The 20261-nt window shown below is 39.1% G+C and carries 21 protein-coding genes, 1 rRNA gene, 1 other RNA gene and 2 pseudogenes; 13 read left to right on the top strand and 12 right to left on the bottom strand.

Annotated elements, in window-relative coordinates; genetic code table 11:
• The 5 genes from CZ809_RS15045 to CZ809_RS15065 form a co-directional block, all read right to left on the bottom strand.
• Nucleotides 1-115, bottom strand: a 16S ribosomal RNA gene (locus tag CZ809_RS15045); the annotation flags it as partial.
• A gap of 424 nt (nucleotides 116-539) precedes the next feature.
• Nucleotides 540-971, bottom strand: coding sequence for a type IV pilus modification PilV family protein (locus CZ809_RS15050; RefSeq protein WP_080158403.1), 432 nt, complete (start codon nucleotides 969-971; stop codon nucleotides 540-542).
• On the bottom strand, nucleotides 961-2223 hold the full coding sequence (locus tag CZ809_RS15055; protein WP_080158404.1) for a hypothetical protein: 1263 nt from the start codon (nucleotides 2221-2223) through the stop codon (nucleotides 961-963). Before CZ809_RS15055 ends, CZ809_RS15050 begins: the two co-directional genes overlap by 11 nt.
• Nucleotides 2223-2852, bottom strand: coding sequence for a PilW family protein (locus tag CZ809_RS15060; RefSeq protein WP_080158405.1), 630 nt, complete (start codon nucleotides 2850-2852; stop codon nucleotides 2223-2225). Before CZ809_RS15060 ends, CZ809_RS15055 begins: the two co-directional genes overlap by 1 nt.
• Nucleotides 2824-3396 carry a GspH/FimT family pseudopilin gene (locus tag CZ809_RS15065; RefSeq protein WP_080158406.1) on the bottom strand — a complete coding sequence of 191 codons (573 nt, stop codon included), beginning with the start codon at nucleotides 3394-3396 and terminating at the stop codon, nucleotides 2824-2826. The genes CZ809_RS15060 and CZ809_RS15065 overlap by 29 nt, the downstream gene beginning before the upstream one ends.
• Nucleotides 3397-3530: 134 nt before the next feature.
• On the opposite strand from CZ809_RS15065, the gene CZ809_RS15070 reads away from it, so the two are divergent.
• Complete coding sequence (locus CZ809_RS15070; protein ID WP_080158407.1) at nucleotides 3531-3926, top strand: type IV pilin protein; 396 nt, start codon at nucleotides 3531-3533, stop codon at nucleotides 3924-3926.
• 271 nt (nucleotides 3927-4197) lie between these two features.
• Here CZ809_RS15070 and dnaJ read toward each other — a convergent pair whose 3' ends face one another.
• The 3 genes from dnaJ to grpE form a co-directional block, all read right to left on the bottom strand.
• Nucleotides 4198-5340, bottom strand: a complete 1143-nt coding sequence (gene dnaJ, locus CZ809_RS15075; protein ID WP_080158408.1) for a molecular chaperone DnaJ — start codon at nucleotides 5338-5340, stop codon at nucleotides 4198-4200.
• Nucleotides 5341-5440: 100 nt separating this feature from the next.
• Nucleotides 5441-7357: a molecular chaperone DnaK gene (dnaK, locus tag CZ809_RS15080; RefSeq protein ID WP_080158409.1), complete on the bottom strand. Its 1917-nt coding sequence runs from the start codon at nucleotides 7355-7357 to the stop codon at nucleotides 5441-5443.
• Nucleotides 7358-7592: 235 nt separating this feature from the next.
• Nucleotides 7593-8207 carry a nucleotide exchange factor GrpE gene (grpE, locus tag CZ809_RS15085; protein ID WP_080158410.1) on the bottom strand — a complete coding sequence of 205 codons (615 nt, stop codon included), beginning with the start codon at nucleotides 8205-8207 and terminating at the stop codon, nucleotides 7593-7595.
• Between the two features lie 193 nt (nucleotides 8208-8400).
• Between grpE and nadK the strand changes: the two genes are divergently transcribed.
• The 3 genes from nadK to bamE all read left to right on the top strand — a co-directional run bounded on the left by nadK (nucleotide 8401) and on the right by bamE (nucleotide 11658).
• Nucleotides 8401-9282 carry an NAD(+) kinase gene (gene nadK, locus CZ809_RS15090; RefSeq protein WP_045032489.1) on the top strand — a complete coding sequence of 294 codons (882 nt, stop codon included), beginning with the start codon at nucleotides 8401-8403 and terminating at the stop codon, nucleotides 9280-9282.
• Between the two features lie 181 nt (nucleotides 9283-9463).
• A complete protein-coding gene (gene recN / locus CZ809_RS15095) occupies nucleotides 9464-11131 on the top strand; it encodes a DNA repair protein RecN (RefSeq protein WP_080158411.1) in 1668 nt (555 codons plus the stop codon).
• 170 nt (nucleotides 11132-11301) lie between these two features.
• Nucleotides 11302-11658 carry an outer membrane protein assembly factor BamE gene (gene bamE / locus CZ809_RS15100; protein WP_036795911.1) on the top strand — a complete coding sequence of 119 codons (357 nt, stop codon included), beginning with the start codon at nucleotides 11302-11304 and terminating at the stop codon, nucleotides 11656-11658.
• Nucleotides 11659-11744: 86 nt separating this feature from the next.
• On the opposite strand, the gene CZ809_RS15105 is transcribed toward bamE, so the two are convergent.
• Both CZ809_RS15105 and CZ809_RS15110 read right to left on the bottom strand, forming a co-directional pair.
• Entirely contained in the window at nucleotides 11745-12053 is a 309-nt protein-coding gene (locus tag CZ809_RS15105; protein WP_080158412.1) for an RnfH family protein, read from the bottom strand.
• Nucleotides 12043-12477, bottom strand: coding sequence for an SRPBCC family protein (locus CZ809_RS15110; RefSeq protein ID WP_080158413.1), 435 nt, complete (start codon nucleotides 12475-12477; stop codon nucleotides 12043-12045). Before CZ809_RS15110 ends, CZ809_RS15105 begins: the two co-directional genes overlap by 11 nt.
• 205 nt (nucleotides 12478-12682) lie before the next feature.
• On the opposite strand from CZ809_RS15110, the gene smpB reads away from it, so the two are divergent.
• The 6 genes and pseudogenes from smpB (at nucleotide 12683) to CZ809_RS15140 (ending at nucleotide 17132) form a co-directional block, all read left to right on the top strand.
• Nucleotides 12683-13159, top strand: a complete 477-nt coding sequence (gene smpB, locus CZ809_RS15115; RefSeq protein ID WP_036795915.1) for an SsrA-binding protein SmpB — start codon at nucleotides 12683-12685, stop codon at nucleotides 13157-13159.
• A gap of 111 nt (nucleotides 13160-13270) precedes the next feature.
• Nucleotides 13271-13640: a transfer-messenger RNA gene (gene ssrA / locus CZ809_RS15120) on the top strand.
• 168 nt (nucleotides 13641-13808) lie between these two features.
• A pseudogene (locus CZ809_RS15125) lies at nucleotides 13809-14315 on the top strand (tyrosine-type recombinase/integrase); the annotation flags it as partial.
• A 241-nt stretch (nucleotides 14316-14556) separates the two neighbouring features.
• Nucleotides 14557-15048 (top strand): SLATT domain-containing protein, encoded by a 492-nt coding sequence (locus CZ809_RS15130; RefSeq protein ID WP_080158414.1) that lies wholly within the window; start codon nucleotides 14557-14559, stop codon nucleotides 15046-15048.
• A gap of 3 nt (nucleotides 15049-15051) precedes the next feature.
• Nucleotides 15052-16152, top strand: coding sequence for a nucleoid-associated protein (locus CZ809_RS15135; RefSeq protein WP_080158415.1), 1101 nt, complete (start codon nucleotides 15052-15054; stop codon nucleotides 16150-16152).
• On the top strand, nucleotides 16149-17132 hold the full coding sequence (locus CZ809_RS15140; protein WP_080158416.1) for a GTP pyrophosphokinase: 984 nt from the start codon (nucleotides 16149-16151) through the stop codon (nucleotides 17130-17132). The genes CZ809_RS15135 and CZ809_RS15140 overlap by 4 nt, the downstream gene beginning before the upstream one ends.
• A gap of 82 nt (nucleotides 17133-17214) precedes the next feature.
• On the opposite strand, the pseudogene CZ809_RS15145 reads toward CZ809_RS15140, so the two are convergent.
• Nucleotides 17215-17822: pseudogene (locus CZ809_RS15145) on the bottom strand (recombinase family protein).
• 378 nt (nucleotides 17823-18200) lie between these two features.
• On the opposite strand from CZ809_RS15145, the gene CZ809_RS15150 reads away from it, so the two are divergent.
• From CZ809_RS15150 to CZ809_RS15155, 3 genes are read left to right on the top strand one after another with little or no spacing between them, the layout of a single operon-like run.
• Complete coding sequence (locus CZ809_RS15150; protein WP_045032638.1) at nucleotides 18201-18320, top strand: hypothetical protein; 120 nt, start codon at nucleotides 18201-18203, stop codon at nucleotides 18318-18320.
• Nucleotides 18321-18323: 3 nt separating this feature from the next.
• Nucleotides 18324-18458, top strand: coding sequence for a hypothetical protein (locus tag CZ809_RS21485; RefSeq protein WP_258179316.1), 135 nt, complete (start codon nucleotides 18324-18326; stop codon nucleotides 18456-18458).
• A gap of 59 nt (nucleotides 18459-18517) precedes the next feature.
• Complete coding sequence (locus CZ809_RS15155; RefSeq protein ID WP_080158417.1) at nucleotides 18518-19210, top strand: hypothetical protein; 693 nt, start codon at nucleotides 18518-18520, stop codon at nucleotides 19208-19210.
• 597 nt (nucleotides 19211-19807) lie between these two features.
• Here the strand turns inward: CZ809_RS15155 and CZ809_RS15160 are convergent.
• Entirely contained in the window at nucleotides 19808-20185 is a 378-nt protein-coding gene (locus tag CZ809_RS15160) for a hypothetical protein (protein WP_080158418.1), read from the bottom strand.
• Between the last annotated feature and the right edge of the window lie 76 nt (nucleotides 20186-20261).

Genomic DNA, 20261 nt, shown 5'->3' on the forward strand with positions numbered 1-20261 from the left:
CCCGTCCGCCGCTCGTCAGCAAAGAAAGCAAGCTTTCTTTCTGTTACCGCTCGACTTGCATGTGTTAGGCCTGCCGCCAGCGTTCAATCTGAGCCATGATCAAACTCTTCAATTAAAGTTTTGTTGTTTCTTTCGAAACGGCTCAATAAATACTGACTTTAATACCAACTCTTTATAAATAAAAAGTGTAATTTTAAAGCTTTTTATCATTTAAAAAATGATAATTAAATAACTGTGCCAAAATAATCTTCTCTATAAATAGATTGGGTCATTTTGTATTGGTCACTCAGTTTATTGATAAATCTTTCGACTTAACTATTCAGTGAGTGCCCACACAGATTGCATGGTCAAATTGTTAAAGAACAATACTGACTTTCGGTAACTGCTTGCGCCGTTGTCCGTGTCAGTGAGGTCGCATTATAGGGATATTTTTGATCCTGACAATTGTTTTTTTACAAAAAAAAATCGTTCGAACATTTTTTGTTCAAAACGATTTAATTTGGTTTAAATTATATCTTTTTAGCGATGATAGCCGTTGTTTAATCAAATTCACTGTATTTAGAGATAGCGGTTTTTAGAGATACCGCCTGAGATACACCACGGCGATCAGCCCAACTGACACTAACATCAATAGTTCGCAGTGCATCAGATAACGATAAAGTGTCGGCATCACAAGTCAGCGTATAATCAGTGCCTCTCACCATCGATTGCAGACAATTAGTTGGTGCAGCCATACTTTCAAAAGCAATCAATCCAGTCGCGCCACTAATATTACTGGCGCGAGTTTGGTAAAACTCCATCTGCGCTTCTGCTATATGGAGCGCATCTAGAGTCTTTAACGCGTTTTCTGCTTTTACTTCCATATAGGCTTGCATCTTAACCAAGCCCAACACGCCAACAGAAAGCACACCAAGAGCAATCACCACTTCTAATAAGCCAAAGCCTTTTATTTTTTTTATATTAGAAGTCATGCCAAGATCCTTGTTGCCAAGTTATTTTATTATTTATTGGTAATGGATTTTTTCCCCTATCATAGGATAAATTCATCCCGCCCATGATTGTTGTTAATCCGCCAGGAGTATCAAAAACAATTCCACCAGTCGTATTAAAAGAGCCACCATCAATATATACTGAATGATTTTCTACGAAAGTAGAAATTTGAGTATTGGTCGGCATTACATTCCATTTACTTTTTAAGTCAGAAACGGGATAAATTATAGGATCTATTAAATGATATACTGAACCCGTAAAATCAGCAGAAGCCCATTTGGCAATAATTCCATTTTCTATTACTAAAACTTTAGGTTTGTTTTTATGTATTACATCCATCTTATTTAAATAATCTGCATCTAATAGGTCACAATCACCTTCAACCCAAACTTTATCATTCAATGTAAATGCTACTGATATTAATTTATCACAGCGCTTATTAATTTCATTGCTTTTTGATCCAGCAATAACCTCAAATTCTTTTTTTATATTTTCTAATTCACTTCTCTTATCACCAAAAAAACTTTCAAATGGATCGAATAGTTTATCTCTAACTAAATCTAATCTAAATACCCCACTTTCTGATGGGTTATCAGTACTTGTGCTTTTATCTATATCCCAACTACCTGTCTCCTTATTCGTATCTGTTTGATATGAAGCAGAGCACTCCCCCCCCGGAGGGAATTTATCATATGAAACTTTCCCTGTCCCTGTTGGGTTAATACTACTAACTAACGCTCCTTTTATTGTTATTTCTTTACTAAATCTAATGGCAACACATTTATATTTATTATCTGAATTTATATCTTCAACATCTGGGCTTATAGTATATGCTCCAACTAATTTCAAATCAGATCTTGATTGAATAGCTCCAGCTATTGATGACGATAATTTTATTTTTTTCTTTAGAGCTTTACTTGAGATATTGTCATACTCACTATTAATGTAATTATCTACATCTACATCTACATCTGCTAATTTTAATGAAGTCTCACAAGCATTAAATGTTGGTCTTGCTCCAGAAATACTACCTGCATCTTGGATGGCAGCAAAACCACACTCCAACCCACCTTCAGCAGCCCAGTGCGCTTGTCTCGCTAGTACTTCATTTTGCGTACGCTTAATCTGATAAAATAAATTCTTATATGAAGCCAATGAAAATAACAGCGCCACAATTAATAACATGCTGGTAATTAATAATGTCGTCATCCCTGACTGTTGGTGTTTATTCATTATTGCCAATTCCTTGTTTTAATCTGAATCGACTTCGCGGTACTAATTGATGGATTAGCACGTAAGCTGGCGGCTAATTTAATAGTAAGTAACTTACTGGTTGCACTAGCCGAAGATAAAGCCCGTTCAACAATACTAAATTCCTTAACTTCTATCTGGTTTTGATCAAGTGCTGACTGACCATTTTTACAAGTGCCAGATATATTTACTCCTGCTGACGTTGTTGTATAAAACTTTAGAACTTTAACTGGAGTGTCAGATGAATCAGTTCTAATTTCACTATAAAAAGATCGTAAATGTTGAACTGTACCATCATAATAAGCATAACTAATACATTGTTCACCTGAACTTGAAGCGCCTAAAGTAACAATATCTGTTGCACCACTAATTATATAACTAGAGGATGCACCAGATTGATAGCCCGCTCTTAAAATATCTTGCTTTAATAATGACAATGCATCATTTACATCTTGTTGTAGTAGTAATTCTAAAGAACGTTGATTTGCTGATTTATACCCTGATAAAAAAACCGATCCAACAACACCTATCGCAATAAGACCAACAGATGAGGCAATAAGTAATTCAATTAACGAAAAACCTTTATTTTGAGTAGCATTTTTTATAGCCATAAACTACTCCATCAACGCCACAAGAATAAATACGTCCAGTCATTGTATTTACAGTTACTTTTACTTTATCTTTTGTTGGTATATTAAATTGATACCCACCAGCTAAATTAGGTTTGCCATTCAGTTTATCAAATACCAATTTTGATGATGTAAATGTTTTATCTAATTCAATATTTGAAAAATTATCACTAGAGACTTCTGCTAACGTAACCACATCAACCGTTGTACTCGATGTTGCACCTGATATTGTGTTCAATGTTATCGACCATATAGGCGTTCCAGCACCATCTACCACGACCTGAACCTCAACATTTTCCCCACTCATCACAGCTTCTGATTTGGCTTGCACCAATAACCATTCTATTTCTGTTGCCAAGCGCTTAATTTTATTCGATTCAATGAGGCCACTGAAACTTGGGGCTGCCATTGCCGCAACAATGCCGATGATCACCACCGTGAACACCAATTCCAACAGAGTAAATCCCCGCTGACGGTCACCATTGTGATGTATGTGATGAAAATGCGTGGTAATTTCGCGAGCCATTCCCCAAATCCCTATTAACGTTATTCTGATCCCTAAGAACAACTTGATTCAGAGTTTATCACCACCGCAAAATAGCAGAATAAGGATATCAACCAGTTATCGAGACAACTCGAATATTTAAGAGATTACGGAAGATGATTAAACAAAAAGGCGTGACGCTGATCGAAATGTTGATTGTAGTGGCAGTCATTGGAGTATTAACAGCCATTGCTTATCCTTCATATCAGGATCATGTATTGAAGGGGCATCGTACTCAGGCTATGGGGGATCTGATTATGATCCAGCTAGCTATGGAAGATAAACGCACAGGTGGAACGGATTATTCAGATCATAATGGTATTGGACATTCTCTAATCATTAGTTCGTTATGCCCAGCTTGTGCCAATGATGAACGTTATAATTATGAGATTGAAGCTACAGCGGTTAGCTACGCAATAAAAGCGTTACCCAAACTGACACAACAAAACGATGAGTGTGGGCTATTATCAGTAGATCAAACCAGTAAAGGATCACCAGCGAAGTGTTGGTAATATTTTCACTGGCTTCTTTTATGCTCAAACGCGTGATAAATAGATCACGGATAGCTCGTGCCTCTCTTCCGAGATGACGGATTATTTCCTTTATGGTGAGGAACTTAGTTCTACTCATTCCACTAATTAAGTGGTCATATTTTTTAAAAAGCTCGATACCCTATCGCCCTCGCGGGTATTCACTGTAAGGAATGACGGATATTCTTGGTATAAAAAAACCGCTATTAGCATTCACTAATAGCAGTTTTTATTTATTCTTGTTTGCGACGAATTAGTTGGTTAAGTCGTCGAAAAACTTCTTTACACCGTTAAAGAAACCTTCTGATTTTGGCTTGTGCTTACTCGCATCTTTACCACCAAATGTTTCTTCCAGTTCTTGCAGTAGTTCTTTTTGACGCTTGCTTAAATGTACTGGTGTTTCAACCACCAATTTACAGATAAGATCACCGCGTAAACCACCACGAACCGAATCAACACCTTTACCACGCATACGGAACATACGGCCCGTTTGCATCTCAGCCGGTACTTTTAAGCTTACACGGCCATCAAGGGTTGGTACTTCAACTTCACCACCTAATGCTGCCATAGTGAAACTTACAGGTACTTCACAATGTAGATTATTACCTTCACGCTGGAAAATGTGGTGATCTTTAACATGTACTTGAACGTACAAGTCACCCGCTGGTGCGCCAAGTTCTCCAGCTTCGCCTTCGCCGCTTAAGCGAATACGATCGCCAGTATCGACACCCGCAGGGATCTTAACTGAAAGCGTTTTAGTTTCTTCTACACGGCCTTCGCCATGACACTTATCACATGGATCTTTGATAATTTGGCCACGACCATGACAGTGTGGACATGTTTGCTGAACCGCAAAGAAGCCCTGACGCATCTGCACTTGTCCAGCACCATGACAGGTACCACATGTTGTTGCAGATGAACCTTTTTTAGCGCCTGAACCGTCACAGCAATCACAACCAACTAATGTTGGTACACGGATTTCTTTCGAACAACCGCGAACAGCTTCTTCCAACGTTAGTTCCATGTTGTAGCGAAGATCTGAACCACGCTGTGCGCGTTGTTGACGACGGCCACCGCCACCACCAAAGATATCACCAAACACATCACCAAAGATGTCACTGAAGTCTGCACCGCCGCCGAAGCCGCCGCCGCCACCGCCCATACCACCTTGTTCAAAGGCTGCATGGCCGTATTGATCGTAAGCAGCGCGCTTTTGGTCGTCTGTTAGAATTTCATAAGCGTACTTCACTTCTTTGAATTTCTCAGCAGATTCCGCATCACCCTGGTTACGGTCGGGGTGGAACTTCATTGCTAAGCGCTTATAAGCTTTTTTAATGTCACGCTCACTTGCGTCACGAGCCACACTTAACACTTCGTATAAATCACGTTTCGACATAACTTGATTGTCACCTAGCTAGATATAGTTACGGGCGTTAGAGTAACCTCAAACGCCCGTAATTTAAACAAGATGTTAATTAATAGATATTAATAACGTCTTATTTGTTGTCTTTAACTTCTTCAAACTCAGCATCAACAACGTCGTCGTCTTGCTTAGCTTGTTGCTCGCCAGTTGCGCCATCAGCTTGTTGTGCTTGCGCTTTTTGTTGAGCGATTTCCATTAACTTTTGAGATGCTGCAACAACCGCTTGTACTTTCGCATCGATTGTTTCTTTATCTTCGCCTTTGCGTGCTTCTTCTAGTTCAGCAACAGCAGCTTCGATTTTTGCTTTCTCATCAGCAGGAAGTGCTTCACCAGCTTCTTCAATTTGCTTACGAGTACCGTGAACAAGTTGGTCAGCTTGGTTACGAGCAGTTACTAGCTCTTCAAACTTCTTATCCGCTTCTTTGTTAGCTTCAGCTTCTTGAACCATCTTCTCGATGTCAGCATCGCTTAGGCCACCAGACGCTTGGATAGTGATCTTCTGCTCTTTACCTGTAGTCTTGTCTTTCGCTGAAACGTTTAGGATACCATCGGCATCTAGGTCAAACGTTACTTCGATTTGAGGCATACCACGTGGTGCAGCTTGAATACCTTCTAGGTTAAATTGACCTAGAGATTTGTTGAAGCTTGCTTGCTTACGCTCACCTTGAATAACGTGGATAGTTACCGCGTTTTGGTTATCTTCAGCAGTAGAGAACACTTGGTTCGCTTTTGTTGGGATAGTTGTATTCTTCTCGATAAGCTTAGTCATTACGCCACCCATGGTTTCAATACCAAGAGATAGTGGAGTAACGTCTAGAAGTAGCACGTCTTTAACGTCACCAGCAAGTACACCACCTTGAACAGCAGCGCCTACAGCAACAGCTTCATCAGGGTTAACGTCTTTACGTGGCTCTTTGCCGAAGAATTCAGTTACTTTAGCCTGAACCATTGGCATACGAGTTTGACCACCAACAAGGATGATGTCGTTGATGTCGCTAACAGATAGACCAGCATCTGAGATAGCTACTTTAAGTGGCTCAAGAGTACGTTGTACTAGATCTTCTACTAGAGATTCTAGTTTCGCACGAGTCACTTTGATGTTCATGTGCTTAGGACCAGTCGCGTCAGCTGTGATGTAAGGTAGGTTAACATCAGTTTGCTGTGCAGAAGATAGTTCGATTTTCGCTTTCTCTGCTGCTTCTTTTAGACGCTGCATTGCAAGAGGATCGTGCTTAAGATCGATACCTTGCTCTTTTTTGAACTCGTCTGCTAAGTAGTTGATTAGACGTGTATCGAAGTCTTCACCACCAAGGTGTGTATCACCATTAGTTGCTAGAACTTCAAATGTTTTCTCGCCTTCAACTTCATCGATTTCGATGATTGAGATATCAAAAGTACCGCCACCAAGGTCGTAAACAGCGATAGTGCGGTCGCCGCCAGTCTTATCAAGACCGTAAGCTAGAGCAGCTGCAGTTGGTTCGTTGATGATACGTTTAACATCTAGACCTGCGATACGGCCAGCATCTTTTGTTGCTTGACGCTGTGCATCGTTAAAGTATGCAGGTACTGTGATAACTGCGCCAGTTACTGGTTCGCCCAGGAAGTCTTCTGCAGTTTTCTTCATTTTCTTTAGGATTTCAGCAGATACTTGAGGAGCAGCCATTTTTTGGCCTTTCGCTTCTACCCATGCATCACCGTTGTCAGCCTTAACAATTTTGTAAGGCATGATTTCGATATCACGCTGAACTTCTTCGTCTTCAAAACGACGACCAATTAGACGCTTGATAGCGAATAATGTGTTTTCAGGGTTAGTTACCGCCTGACGTTTTGCAGGTTGACCAACTAGTGTTTCACCATCTTGCGTGTATGCAACAACTGATGCTGTTGTACGCTCGCCTTCTGCGTTCTCAATTACACGTGGCTTGTCGCCGTCAAGTACTGCTACACAAGAGTTAGTTGTACCTAAGTCAATACCAATGATCTTACCCATCAGACAATCTCCGAAATTCGTTATATGTTCTTAACTACACCCATATATCAAATGGGTTAGCGGTTCGGGATAAACCCGTGACAAATACATTTAATGTCTTATGACTACTAGATAAGGTCGCCAGATTACTTTTCAAGGGGCGATCCCAAAAAAAATGCAAAAAAATAAAAAAACCCACCAAAGTGGGTCTTATTTTACGTCATTATCAAGTAAGTCTTGAATCATTCGCTGTAAATTACGCTTGAGTATTCACGTTACCCGCAGCGGCTTTTGATACCATTACCATTGCTGGACGGATCACACGGCCATTTAGCTCGTAACCTTTTTGCATTACAGCCATGACTGTATTAGGTGCAAAATCAGCACTTTCTTGCATCGCCATTGCTTGATGGAATTCAGGATTAAAAGCTTCACCTTGTGGATCAATCACTTTTAGGCCAAATTTACCAACGGTTGTTGTCATTGTCATCAATGTCAATTCAACACCTTCCATCATTGCTTTGGTTGCGTCGTTATTCTTGTCGGCCATTTCAATAGCGCGCTCAAGGTTATCAATAACTGGCAATAATTCTTCAGCAAATTTGTTTAATGCGTATTTACGTGCTTTATCAATTTCTTGCTCAGAACGACGACGAACATTCTCGCCTTCAGCACGTGCGCGCAATGCCGCATCTTTTACTTCATTAACTTCTGCATCTTTTGCTAATAAAGCAGCTTCAAGTTCTGCAATACGAGCTACGTATAACTCTTGCTCAGATTCAACAAACTCACCCTCGACAGCTTCGACTTCAACAGCTTCAACTGTATCGTTTAGCTGCTCATCCTGTACATCGTGTTTTTTGTTAGTCATGCGTTGGTTCTCCGCCAAGATAAAAGGGTTTTATTCACTCAGTAGCCTTATTAGATAAGTGCCACTTTTAAAATAGTCTTGAGCATATTATGGGGATGAAGTTCAATGATTCAAGCCAATATTGACAACAAACCACGACAAGTTGTTTTTTCTAAGGCTATACTGACCCACCATCATTTGTCGGAACAGGGACATGAAGCGTATTTTTGATACTATCGCGTTAATTGGCAAACCACGTAATCCTGAGGCATTACAAACTCACTCAAGCTTATATGAGTGGTTAACCGCGCAAGGCTATAACGTGTTAGTCGATCATCGATTAGCCAACGATATTGACGTACCTGAGCATTGTTTTTGTGATTTGCTCACCATTGGTGATAAAGCAGATCTCGCGGTTGTTGTTGGTGGTGACGGCAATATGCTCGGTGCCGCTCGCGTTTTATCACGGTTTGATATTTCAGTCATTGGCGTTAACCGTGGCAATCTTGGTTTCCTGACTGATCTTGATCCTGAAGATTTTGAGCAACAGCTTGCTCTCGTATTGGCTGGCGAATTTATCAAAGAAGATCGATTTTTACTTGAAGCTGAAGTGCATCGTCACGGGCAAATAAAAAGCCGTAATGCCGCCTTAAACGAAGCGGTGTTACATCCAGATAAAATTGCCCATATGATAGAATTTGAAGTTTATATTGATGATTGCTTTGCTTTCTCGCAACGTTCTGATGGCTTAATTATTGCGACCCCAACAGGTTCAACAGCCTATTCACTGTCAGGTGGTGGCCCAATTTTATCAACCAGTTTAAACGCTATTGCACTGGTGCCAATGTTTCCTCACACCCTGTCATCTCGCCCATTAGTCGTTGATGGCGATCGTTGTATTAAACTGCTGGTGTCCCCCAATAATGGCAGCACCCTAGAAGTCAGTTGTGATGGTCAAGTATCGCTTCCCGTAAGTCCTGGTGATGAAATTCATATTTATCAAAGTGAAGATCGCCTGCAACTGATCCACCCTAAGAATTACAGCTACTACAATGTCCTACGTGGCAAATTAGGCTGGTCGAGTCGACTATTTTAAAATAAACACCACTTTTCCCCCTCAAAACCAGCACATTTTAGCGGCTGGTTTTTTGTAACTACTCAAAAAGTTAATCTAAGTCACATTTTATCTGAATAATTATCGCCCCAGTACTTTACTGGTTATAGATACAGTATATACTGTATGAAAAAACAGGTGTTGATTTAAACAGGTGAACACAATGCTCGCGCATATGACGATCTCTAATTTTGCTATTGTCAAAACTCTTCAATTTGAACTAAAACCCGGCATGACCACCATTACAGGTGAAACCGGTGCAGGTAAATCTATTGCTATTGATGCCTTAGGTTTATGTTTAGGTGATCGCGCTGAAGCCTCTATGGTGCGACCAAATGAAGATAAAGCTGAAATTTCAGCCGCATTTTTATTGGCAAATAACCAAGCTGCTCGACGTTGGCTCGAAGATAATGAGCTCATTGATGGTGAAGAGTGTATTTTGCGCCGTGTGATCACCAAAGAAGGCCGCTCACGTGGTTTTATTAATGGCAGCCCTGTTCCTGCATCGCAGCAAAAAGCATTAGGGCAATTGCTAATAAATATTCATGGTCAACACGCACACCAACAGCTAATGCGCCCTGAATATCAACAACACATGCTTGATCAATATGCAGGTCATCATCTCTTAATTGATCGTACTCGCAGTGCTTATCAACGCTGGCGTCAAGCACATAACGAGCTAAAACGCTTAACCCAAAGCCGTGATGAAAACGAAGCACAAAAACAACTCTTACAATACCAAGTTAAAGAGCTTGATGAATTAGCCCTTGGCGAAGAAGAATTCATTGAGATCGAAGAAGAACATAAGCGTCTATCAAATTCAGGTGAACTGGCTATTTCAAGTCAAACCGCCTTATCGATGCTTTATGACAACGATGATGGTAACGCGCTGCAACTGTTACAAATGGCTTGTCAGCAAGTGAACAATCTTGGTGAATATGACAGCAGTTTAAGTGCGATTCCGCAAATGCTGGAAGAAGCGATTATTCAAGTTCAAGAAGCAAGCCAAGAGCTACGTAGCTATCTTGATAATTTAGACATGGACCCACATCGGTTAATTTATCTTGAAGAACGTTTAGCTAAAATCATGTCGATGGCACGTAAACACTATGTAATGCCAGCCGAGCTTTATCAAAAGCACCATGATTTACTGAAAGAACTTGATAACCTTGATTGTAGCGATGAACGCCTAGAAGACATGGCGGCTAACGTTGAAAATCTACGTCAACAATGCATTGAAGCGGCTGAAAAGCTAAGTAAAAGCCGCCAACGTTACGCCAAAGAGCTTGACCAAAAAATCACTGAAAGTATGCATATGTTAAGTATGGAACACGGTGAATTTGAAATTGCACTGACCAGTGATCCTGATCGTATGTTAAGCCCATTAGGTTACGACAGCATTAATTTCTTAGTTTCAACTAACCCCGGCCAACCATTACAGCCATTAGGCAAAGTGGCCTCAGGTGGTGAGCTTTCGCGTATTTCACTTGCGATTCAAGTGATCACCGCTCAAAAAGTTGAAACGCCAAGTTTGATTTTCGATGAAGTCGATGTGGGTATCAGTGGTCCAACAGCCGCTATCGTCGGTAAAATGCTACGCAAACTAGGGGCATCAACCCAAGTAATGTGTGTGACTCACTTACCGCAAGTCGCGGGTTGTGGTCACCAGCAAATGTTTGTCGCCAAGAAAACCACTGATGGTCAAACTGAAACACAGATGCGTCCATTAAGCACTGATGATCGTATTGCTGAACTAGCACGTCTATTAGGCGGCAGTGAGATTACTGAGCGCACTCTCGCAAATGCGAAAGAACTGCTGGTTGCGGCATGATTTAATTTCGCATCTTGCGCGAATATGAAATAAACTAAAACCTTGATGCAACTATTGCGGCCAGCAGTAGTCGAATATCAAAATATATTACTTTTTTTCTTTACCGCTTTTTACTTCTGCCAAGACCTTGTTTATCATCGCAGCAGTTAAAGCTAAAAAGCCAGGATGCTATGAGTTGGAAAAACATTGCAGCCCTAACCTTAGTGTTGGGCTTACTTAGCGGCTGTTCGGTCGCTGAACGTTTGGTTTATCGTATTGATATTGACCAAGGCAACTATGTAGAACAAAAAAGTGTTAATACCTTGCGTGTTGGCATGACGAAAACGCAAGTTCAATATGTGCTGGGTACACCTATGTTAGTTGACCCAAGTTACCCCAACACATGGAACTACATTTTCTACGAACAAAATGGTCATGATAAGCCGGTTCAAAAGAACTTGTTCTTAACTTTCAACCAACAGGCACAGCTTGTTAGTATGAAAGGTGATTACAAACAAGGCCCTAACTTCATGGATCCTATGAATTAATTCTATTCATAGAAAATGGTTGTTTTCAAAGTAATAAAAAAAGCTCGCTAATGGCGAGCTTTTTGTTGTCTGCAATAAAATAAGTATTACTTTTCAGCGTCTTTTTTAGCTTGTTCTGCACGCTTGCGGCGGATCTCTCGTGGATCAGCCACTAATGGACGATAAATTTCAATCCGATCACCATCGCGCGCGGTCGCATCTAATTTCACATTACGACTGTAGATACCGACTTTATTGATGTTTAGATCAATCTCAGGATACATGGTTAATATCCCTGATTGCTCAATGATCGCTTGAATCGGGGTTTCAGCAACAACCGCCAGCTTTAACACCCGCTGCACGTTGGGCAGTGCAAAAACAACCTCAACATGAATTAAGGGTTGATCAGAATGCATACACTTCTCTTGCTCGCTGTGTGAACGCCTGCACCATATTACTGGTCAGATCGCGAAAAACTTTACCAAAGGCAACATCAATCAAGCCACTGGTAAATTCGAACTCTAAGTTTAATTCGATTTTACACGCTGTCGCATCAAGTTCAGTAAATGTCCATCCGCCGACTAATTTTCGAAAAGGTCCATCCACCAGTTGCATTTGAATCTGGTTAAAATCGACCAATTTATTATGCGTCACAAATGTTTTGCGTATACCGGCTTTGGCAACATCAACCGACGCCATCATATGACTGGCAGAACTCTCAATGATCTTACTGCCCGCACAACCGGGTAAAAACATCGGGTAAGACTCAACATCATTCACCAAGTTAAACATTTGTTGGGCACTAAAAGGCACCAGTGCCGAACGACTAATTTGTGGCATAGCTTCTCCTTCATCGAACGCATCCTCACTCTGAAGATAAAATCTATTCGCTGCGTTTAGTCAATGATACCATTACTGGGCTATCGACCAAAATAACAGTTACCATCAAGCGGTATTATGGTAACGTCAATAGCTTATTCGACCAGAAAAATCACTGATATTAGATTTTGTTCTGGGACTGCAACAATGACTCTACGAGGTCAACATGGCTAAAAAACCAAAGCAAAGTAGCAATACTATTGCCAAAAATAAAAGCGCTCGTTTTGAATTTGCCATCGGCGACGAATACGAAGCAGGTATGGTATTACAGGGATGGGAAGTAAAAGCTATCCGTGACGGTAAAGTAAACATGACTGAAAGCTATGTTTTCTTACGTAACGGTGAAGCATTCATTTCAGGCTTAACCATTGCGCCATTAAACGCGGCATCAACCCACGTTGTGGCTGATCCAACCCGTGTACGTAAGCTATTGCTTAACCGTCGTGAACTGAGAAAACTAGAAGATTCAGTGAACCGCGAAGGTGATACTATCGTGGCATTGGTGATGTACTGGAGCACTTCTTTCGTAAAAGTGAAGATCGGTACTGCACGCGGTAAGAAACTGCATGATAAACGCGCTGACAGCAAAGCCAAAGATTGGCAACGTGATAAAGCCCGTATCATGAAAGGCAATAACCGTTAAGACACCTATGCAACATGATGTTAGCATTTGAATAGTAATCAATCACTTGGTCAGTGAATAATAATAAAGCTATTGACCTAGTTAAATATTCTGCTAACATCAAACGCATCTGGGGCTGATTCAGGATTCGACAGGATCACGAAGGCTTGTGGAGCATGTCGAGGTGCGGTTTGCCTCGTTAAACAACCGCAAAAAAATAGTCGCAAACGACGAAAACTTCGCACTAGCAGCTTAATACCCTGCTAAGAGCGCTCCTGCCCTAGCTTCCGCTTGTAAGACGGGGAATAACAGGGGTTCAAACCCAAACGAGATAGCGAGGGATTCTTTGACTAGAGAGATGAACCGCGAAATAGAATTCTGGTATGTATTAGCATAGCGTGTCAATTCGCAGTGACGATACGAGAATAAAGATTGACTAAGCATGTAGCGCCATCTGTTAGACTGATTTTGGACGCGGGTTCAAATCCCGCCAGCTCCACCAAACGTTTGGAAAGGGCCACTTCTTTGGAAGTGGCCTTTTTTAATACCTAAAATTCAGTAAAATCATCATATTAGCTTGTTTTAGTTCCTTCTATTTCCTTCAGTAGATTTACTTTAGCTCACCATTGATGTGCAAAGTTATGGCTGTCCTTTGTTTTCATTTGTTTTAATGACGCGCCCATCAGAAGCAGCAGGAGCCCGCTGGGACGAAATAGATTTAGAAGTAAAAGTATGGACGATTCCACCAGCAAGAATGAAAAAACGTCGTGAGCATCGTATTCCATTAACTAAGCAAGCCATTGCCCTATTGGAGATAATGAAACCAATTAGCGGGCATCGTGAATTTGTGTTCCCATCAGATAGAGACCCATTAAAGTCGTGTAATAACCAAACCGTAAATATGGCACTTAAACGCATGGGATTTGAAGGCAGGTTGGTAAGTCATGGGCTACGTTCACTGGCAATCACGACACTCAATGAGCAAGCTTTTGAGGCCGATTTAGTTGAAGCTGCATTAGCGCATGTAGACAAGAACCAAGTGCGTAGTACTTATAACCGTACCGATTACTTAGAAAGACGCATTCCTATGATGGTCTGGTGGAGTGAGCATATAGAAAAGGCTTCATTAGGTAGCCTCTCGGTGACAAGTACTCTAGGCTTGAAGCCAACAATTTAATTTACCGCGGCAAACTCACCATGGACATACCGAAGATTTATCATATTCTTCTATAACTAACTCAGCTCATGTATACCTCTGTGATTTCAATATATCTTCAAACCTTATTAGACAAACACCTGCCAATTACTTTTCTAAAATTATTGTCAAATAGTTCACAATCTATTACGCAATAAGATTCACAAATCCAGTATATACAGGCATAATCCCGCCACCATAAGAGCAATATTAAGCATTTAGCGTGGGAACAGAGTCAATACACACACCTCAAACTTACTTGCTTCAAGAAGTTGAAAAAAACATTAAGACGCTAAAAACCAAAGTAAATAGCCAGAAAAAAAACACCAAGCGTATACAATTCCTTAGCATTGGTTTAGGGGCTGCTATTACTCTTACCCTTGGTCTATCTTTTGAAAGTATAGAAAGCCAGCAACAAAACATAGCGCTTCTACTTAGTGCATTACTCACAGCCGTAAATGGATGGAGTACTATTTTTGACTATAAAAAGCTATGGCATCGGCAAAAATCAACTCTATTAGATCTTTACCAACTTAAAAATGAAATACTATTTACTATGTCACTCGAGCAACAACACCAAGGGAAATGGGATGATTTATTTAAACGATATCAAATAATTTGGGAAGAAAATGGTACTGAATGGCGAAGCATCGTCCGTACTATCCCTACGCACACATCATCACGCGTATCACCAGATCCCACACAAGAGAACTAATATATGCAACTAGTGCATCTAAACATCGAAAAAATTTGCATCCACCAAATATTCCAACGCAACCATGATGGATCGAAGAAAACACCCGAAAAAAGTTCTGACTTTGTAAATTTTTCACCATCTGCGATGGAGACATTTAAACAACGAGTAATTGATGCATTAGGTTCTCAATCTAAAGCTATAGAGATGATGATTGTTAATCAGGCAGCTACAGATACTCCAAGCCTATTTACATCTCTAAAAACAGCTCTAGACAATGAGTTTATTAATATTTCATATAAAATTGCAGATAACCTCGCAGAAGCTCAAAAGCGTAAAAACTTACAAGGTGGTATTGTTGTTGTGTTCAGAGGAACCTTTGGTTCACCTGATGCAAAAAAAACTAGATCTATAATTGGTATAATAAAAGCTGATATATACAGCGCATATCAAAAAATAACCGATCCACAAACCAAAGAGATTTCACTAAACTATGTAAAAGAAGCACTTCTAACTCCATCAACAAAGTTGTTCAAAACCGCAGCTTTTACAGAAATTAAAAATCCAATAATTATTAATGATAATTTAAACAATACATGGCAAGTATCTATATCCGATCATCAGATCAGTCAGGCTGATGGTAAAGTTGCCGCTCAATATTTCTATGAGAAATTTTTAGGATGCGGATACCCTGAGTCAAGTGCGAGGAATACCAAAACATTCTACGAACAAACACTAATTTTCATAAAACGGTTAGATATATCTAACGAAGAAAAACACGAACTAAATAGTGCTTTAACTTGTTATTTAAAGTTAGACAAATCAGGTGTAATTGATCCAAATAAGTTTGCTCAATCTTATTTTGATGCAAATACAACCGATGAGTACACCTCATTTTTAGCTGAATCTGGTCTACCGAAAACATCTTTTGCAAAAGATACTCAATACATTATTAGTAAACTAAAATTACAGAAAGTATCTTTTGGAAAAAGTATTAAATTAACTGCGCCAGCAGAACAATTTAAGAAACTTGTAATTATTGAGCCAATAGAAATAGATAGCGATGGAAACAATGTCAATTGGACTAAAATTCTTATAAAAGAAAAAATGACTATACCACAGTGAACGAAACTGATTTTTTAACTAAATGGCAAAAGGAAAAACAAGCCTATCAAAGATGGGGAGACTATGTTGTATCGAAAATCACCGATGCAATTTCATCTTCTGGTTATGATTTTGATAGTTTTGTAAAATTGCCGCCAAAAGCTCGTATTAAAGGAGATAACTCTTTAATCGACAAGGCATTTTATCGCCCAAATAAAAACTACACCGATCCCTATAACGAAATCGAAGATAAGGTTGGATGTCGTTTTGTTTTACTCCTTATTGACCATGTAAATGCTATTGCAGAAATGATAAGAGCCGAAGGTTCTTGGAGTTCTCTAGAATGTAGACATTTCAGCGAGGAACGAACAAAAGATCCTCTACTATTCACATATCAATCAGTACACTATATTGTCAGAGCCAAAGCGTCCATTAAATATCAAGGCATTACCATACCAGAGGGAACGCCTTGTGAGATACAAATTCGAACACTATTACAGCACGCTTATGCTGAACTTACACACGACTCAATATATAAAGCGAAGAAGATCGTTCAACCAGAGGTTCACCGAACTGTAGCCAAAAGTATGGCTTTAATTGAAACTACAGACGATTTCTTTTCCGACGTAAATAATAAGCTTGCTGGCCCAATCGAAACTCTTGATATAATCAGTATGCTAGATTCACTCTACAAAGAATTTATAGGGCAACCTCCTTTAAAGATTCAAAAATCTTCTATTGTTATTTTAGACACCTTCGAGGATTTATTTAACAATAAGACCCAGAGTCAGATACGGAATTTATTGATGGATGATGAATATTGTTTGATAGATCTAATTAAAGATAAAAGTAGTAGTCCTTTTTTTAAACAAAGTATTTCAATTTTTACATGCTGGCTAATACTTGAAAGAAGAACCAGACTTAGCAATGATTGGCCTTTAGATTCATCAATAATTCAAAACTTAGCTTCATCGTTATCAGTATCAATGGATATGTATTAACTCTTTACATGCAGTTAAAACCACCATTAACAGTATGTGAACGAACTTTTACTCTAAATAAAAAAGGTTTAAATACATTTATCTAATAATTAGCATTCGACTTATTCCAATGCCTTTTAACCGTTGCAATACTAATTTCTAATTCTTTCGCCACATTGCTTTGCGACAACCCACTAGCCTTTTTTGCTTGTACAGCGATGGTCGTATTACGAGCTTCTGGTCTACCCAACTTCTTACCCTGAACTTTTGCCCGTTCAATTCCTTCTTTAGTACGTTCCCTTATTCGATTATGTTCAAACTCAGCAAAGGTAGCAAAGGTAGCAAAGGTAGCAAAGGTAGCAAACATTTGTAGCATTAGCTTTCCTTCGGCACTAGATAAATCAGCAACAGGTAAATCTAAGCAAACGACCTTAACCCCTTTTTTAGTTAATAAATTAATCGTATTTTGTACGTCAATATTATCACGCCCTAAACGGTCTAATTTTAAAACAATTAACATATCACCCGCTTCCATTTGGTGATTAATAAGCATTTAAATTGCTCTCGCTTCATTGCTTCCACTGAGCCTGAAACCGTTTCACTTACTACCCGTGAATCAGAAACGTCATAACCTTTTTGACGAATGGCAATAATTTGGTTTTGTGTTGTTTGTTCTGTTGTTGATACTCGACAATAAGCAAAAGTTCGCATCTTCGTTAAACCCCCTCCAAATTGGTATCAATAAACGGAGGTATTCAGTGTATTGTTTAAAGCGATTGATGATGCGGTAATGGATAGTAATGAGTCACATCAAGAAGTGATGATGTAATACCTATCCAACCCAGAACTGGCGAAAGGCTTTGCTCGGGTAGTGTTTGATATGTTGAAGGGACAGTAATAAACCCTGACATCATAATATTTAAGGCTATAGGCACTTACCTATAGTCTTTTTATTGCTTGTTTTTTAGTCAGTTGATTGTGTATCACTGATAATCACTAAATATCACTGATCTATCACCATCTCATCACTTAATGTTTATTCTTTATAGTCATATAGTTACCTCAACGAAACGAATGAGATAACACATTATGAGCAATAACAATCACAAAGCAGATCAAGCAAATAAAAACAAAGGAACAACAGGCACGAATAAAACTTATCAAAAAGTTTTAGATAACCGTAGCCGCCAATTAAAAGATAAGGAGTAAGCTATGCCAGACTCATCCGATATGACTCAAGATGAACTAGATATTTGGTCTGATATCAACAACCCTAATAATGATGCTGATATGGATGATTGGGCTGATGCACATAATCCAAATAATGATGATTATCTAGATAATTAAGTACTTCGCTGGTGGATATAAAATCAATCTACCAGCCATTTTCAATGGTTAGTAAGACAATGACAGAACAAAAAGAAAACACAAAAAAAACGTATCGCTATACAAAACAGTTAATCAAACTAGCTATCGAAAATGGTTATACAAATCAAGAGATTGCAGTAAAATCAGGTTTGAGCTCAAAATCAATCGCTGTAGTATCACGTTGGCGTAATGGAAAAGCACTGGCAACTGAGCGCCAAGTACAGTTTTTCATCAATGAATTTGGACACCTATTGAAGCGAAAGATGGAACATCTTTTTTATAACCAAACAGAAAACCCATATGAATTTATTTATTATAAAATAGAGGGTGAAATACTCTTAACTCACACCTTAAACTACAGAAATAGCAGATCGAAACCAATAGAAAAAGTTGGAGTTTGTAAGTTTGTCATACTTAATTTAGGTAGTGTTTTTCATCTATTAGAACAAAAAAAAGTAGGCTTAGATGATGATGGTTCAAATATTGATAAGTTATTAAAAAATAAGAAAATAAGCAATAATGAACAAGCCAACTGGTATTTAGTAAAAACACATAAAAATTTATCACCGCAAGAACTTGTGGATACCATAGATTATATTGTGAATACATTCTGTCATTCAGAAAATAAGTTAGCCAGAAATATACGTAATGATGCACTTTATCTTAAGTACATAATCAGACAATTGTTACTTAAAAATGGATACACTATCAATGATATAGTTGATCTTTAAGTAGATATGCTGATAATAACCGAACCCAAATAGCCCGAGGAGAGCTGATCTCCTACATGAAGTTGGACACACAACTTTACAATAAATGCGAAGGCAATAAGCCACACCACCTAATTGCCTAAATGGTGTTAGGTCGTGTTAAAGCATTTCCGGTACTAAGTGATTTGCCACTGGCTAGGTGAAAACGGTGAGCCAAGTAGCCGAAATAATCCTTAGTAATATGGGATAGGGGTGGGTAAAGCCAGACCATTTGTCTTTATGACTTATCGTCTGGCTTTTTTGCATTTAGCAAACAGTTTAATACTAAAACAATCCGCCATGAGTCATGGTACAAAAGCAATCACTTACCACAAACCTAAAAGGTCATACGAAAATAGTGTGCGACCTCATTTGCCATAAAATCTTTGATTGATATAAAAGAATATTGAACAACAAATACAACGTTAAAGTTGTATTATTAAGAGAATTGAGCGAATTAAAGTCAAAGGTTTAACTATTAAATAAAAAAAGCGCCAGCAAATCTACATTGCTAGCGCTTTAAATAAACCATCATATTACGTATAGCGCACATGGTGGTTTAATGATTACATTGAGTGACTACTCATCAATGCCGCAATCAGTACAACTTTGTAATACGATTTCGTGTTCAAACACAGCGGTCTCGCTACCATCAGCTAGTAGCTCTGCGATTTCTTCTGCTACTTCTTGCTCATCTTCTGCTTTCACTTGATTTGCTAGTGCTTCTTCTGAGTAACCGTAGAAGTTTAGTAATAAGTAATCACGCGCTTCATCTTTAGTACAAGTCACGTTCACCAACAATTCTGGATCAACATTGCCTTGTGCGATCATCGCTGTTACTTGTGCGACAACCTCTTCTTTCATTGCTGGTGTTAACCAACCAAGATCTGCGTTTACTGTATTTTTGTTGCATTTATAACAAGGCAGTTTATGAAAGTAATATTGAAAGCTAGTCATGAGTCATTTCTTCTTTAAGTTTTGTATTACACGATTATGAGGTTTTTCTCAAAAAATACTATCTCAATAGCCATTG

This window comes from Photobacterium piscicola (assembly GCF_900166965.1).
In the GTDB taxonomy this organism is placed as follows: Bacteria; Pseudomonadota; Gammaproteobacteria; order Enterobacterales; family Vibrionaceae; genus Photobacterium; species Photobacterium piscicola.

Excerpts from the sequence above, each read along its gene's own strand:
- CZ809_RS15050 (WP_080158403.1), bottom strand. The coding sequence starts at position 971 with ATGACTTCTAATATAAAAAAAATAAAAGGCTTTGGCTTATTAGAAGTG.
- CZ809_RS15055 (WP_080158404.1), bottom strand. The coding sequence starts at position 2,223 with ATGAATAAACACCAACAGTCAGGGATGACGACATTATTAATTACCAGC.
- CZ809_RS15060 (WP_080158405.1), bottom strand. The coding sequence starts at position 2,852 with ATGGCTATAAAAAATGCTACTCAAAATAAAGGTTTTTCGTTAATTGAA.
- CZ809_RS15065 (WP_080158406.1), bottom strand. The coding sequence starts at position 3,396 with ATGGCTCGCGAAATTACCACGCATTTTCATCACATACATCACAATGGT.
- CZ809_RS15070 (WP_080158407.1), top strand. The coding sequence starts at position 3,531 with ATGATTAAACAAAAAGGCGTGACGCTGATCGAAATGTTGATTGTAGTG.
- dnaJ (WP_080158408.1), bottom strand. The coding sequence starts at position 5,340 with ATGTCGAAACGTGATTTATACGAAGTGTTAAGTGTGGCTCGTGACGCA.
- dnaK (WP_080158409.1), bottom strand. The coding sequence starts at position 7,357 with ATGGGTAAGATCATTGGTATTGACTTAGGTACAACTAACTCTTGTGTA.
- grpE (WP_080158410.1), bottom strand. The coding sequence starts at position 8,207 with ATGACTAACAAAAAACACGATGTACAGGATGAGCAGCTAAACGATACA.
- nadK (WP_045032489.1), top strand. The coding sequence starts at position 8,401 with ATGAAGCGTATTTTTGATACTATCGCGTTAATTGGCAAACCACGTAAT.
- recN (WP_080158411.1), top strand. The coding sequence starts at position 9,464 with ATGCTCGCGCATATGACGATCTCTAATTTTGCTATTGTCAAAACTCTT.
- bamE (WP_036795911.1), top strand. The coding sequence starts at position 11,302 with ATGAGTTGGAAAAACATTGCAGCCCTAACCTTAGTGTTGGGCTTACTT.
- CZ809_RS15105 (WP_080158412.1), bottom strand. The coding sequence starts at position 12,053 with ATGCATTCTGATCAACCCTTAATTCATGTTGAGGTTGTTTTTGCACTG.
- CZ809_RS15110 (WP_080158413.1), bottom strand. The coding sequence starts at position 12,477 with ATGCCACAAATTAGTCGTTCGGCACTGGTGCCTTTTAGTGCCCAACAA.
- smpB (WP_036795915.1), top strand. The coding sequence starts at position 12,683 with ATGGCTAAAAAACCAAAGCAAAGTAGCAATACTATTGCCAAAAATAAA.
- CZ809_RS15135 (WP_080158415.1), top strand. The coding sequence starts at position 15,052 with ATGCAACTAGTGCATCTAAACATCGAAAAAATTTGCATCCACCAAATA.
- CZ809_RS15150 (WP_045032638.1), top strand. The coding sequence starts at position 18,201 with ATGAGCAATAACAATCACAAAGCAGATCAAGCAAATAAAAACAAAGGA.
- CZ809_RS21485 (WP_258179316.1), top strand. The coding sequence starts at position 18,324 with ATGCCAGACTCATCCGATATGACTCAAGATGAACTAGATATTTGGTCT.
- CZ809_RS15155 (WP_080158417.1), top strand. The coding sequence starts at position 18,518 with ATGACAGAACAAAAAGAAAACACAAAAAAAACGTATCGCTATACAAAA.
- CZ809_RS15160 (WP_080158418.1), bottom strand. The coding sequence starts at position 20,185 with ATGACTAGCTTTCAATATTACTTTCATAAACTGCCTTGTTATAAATGC.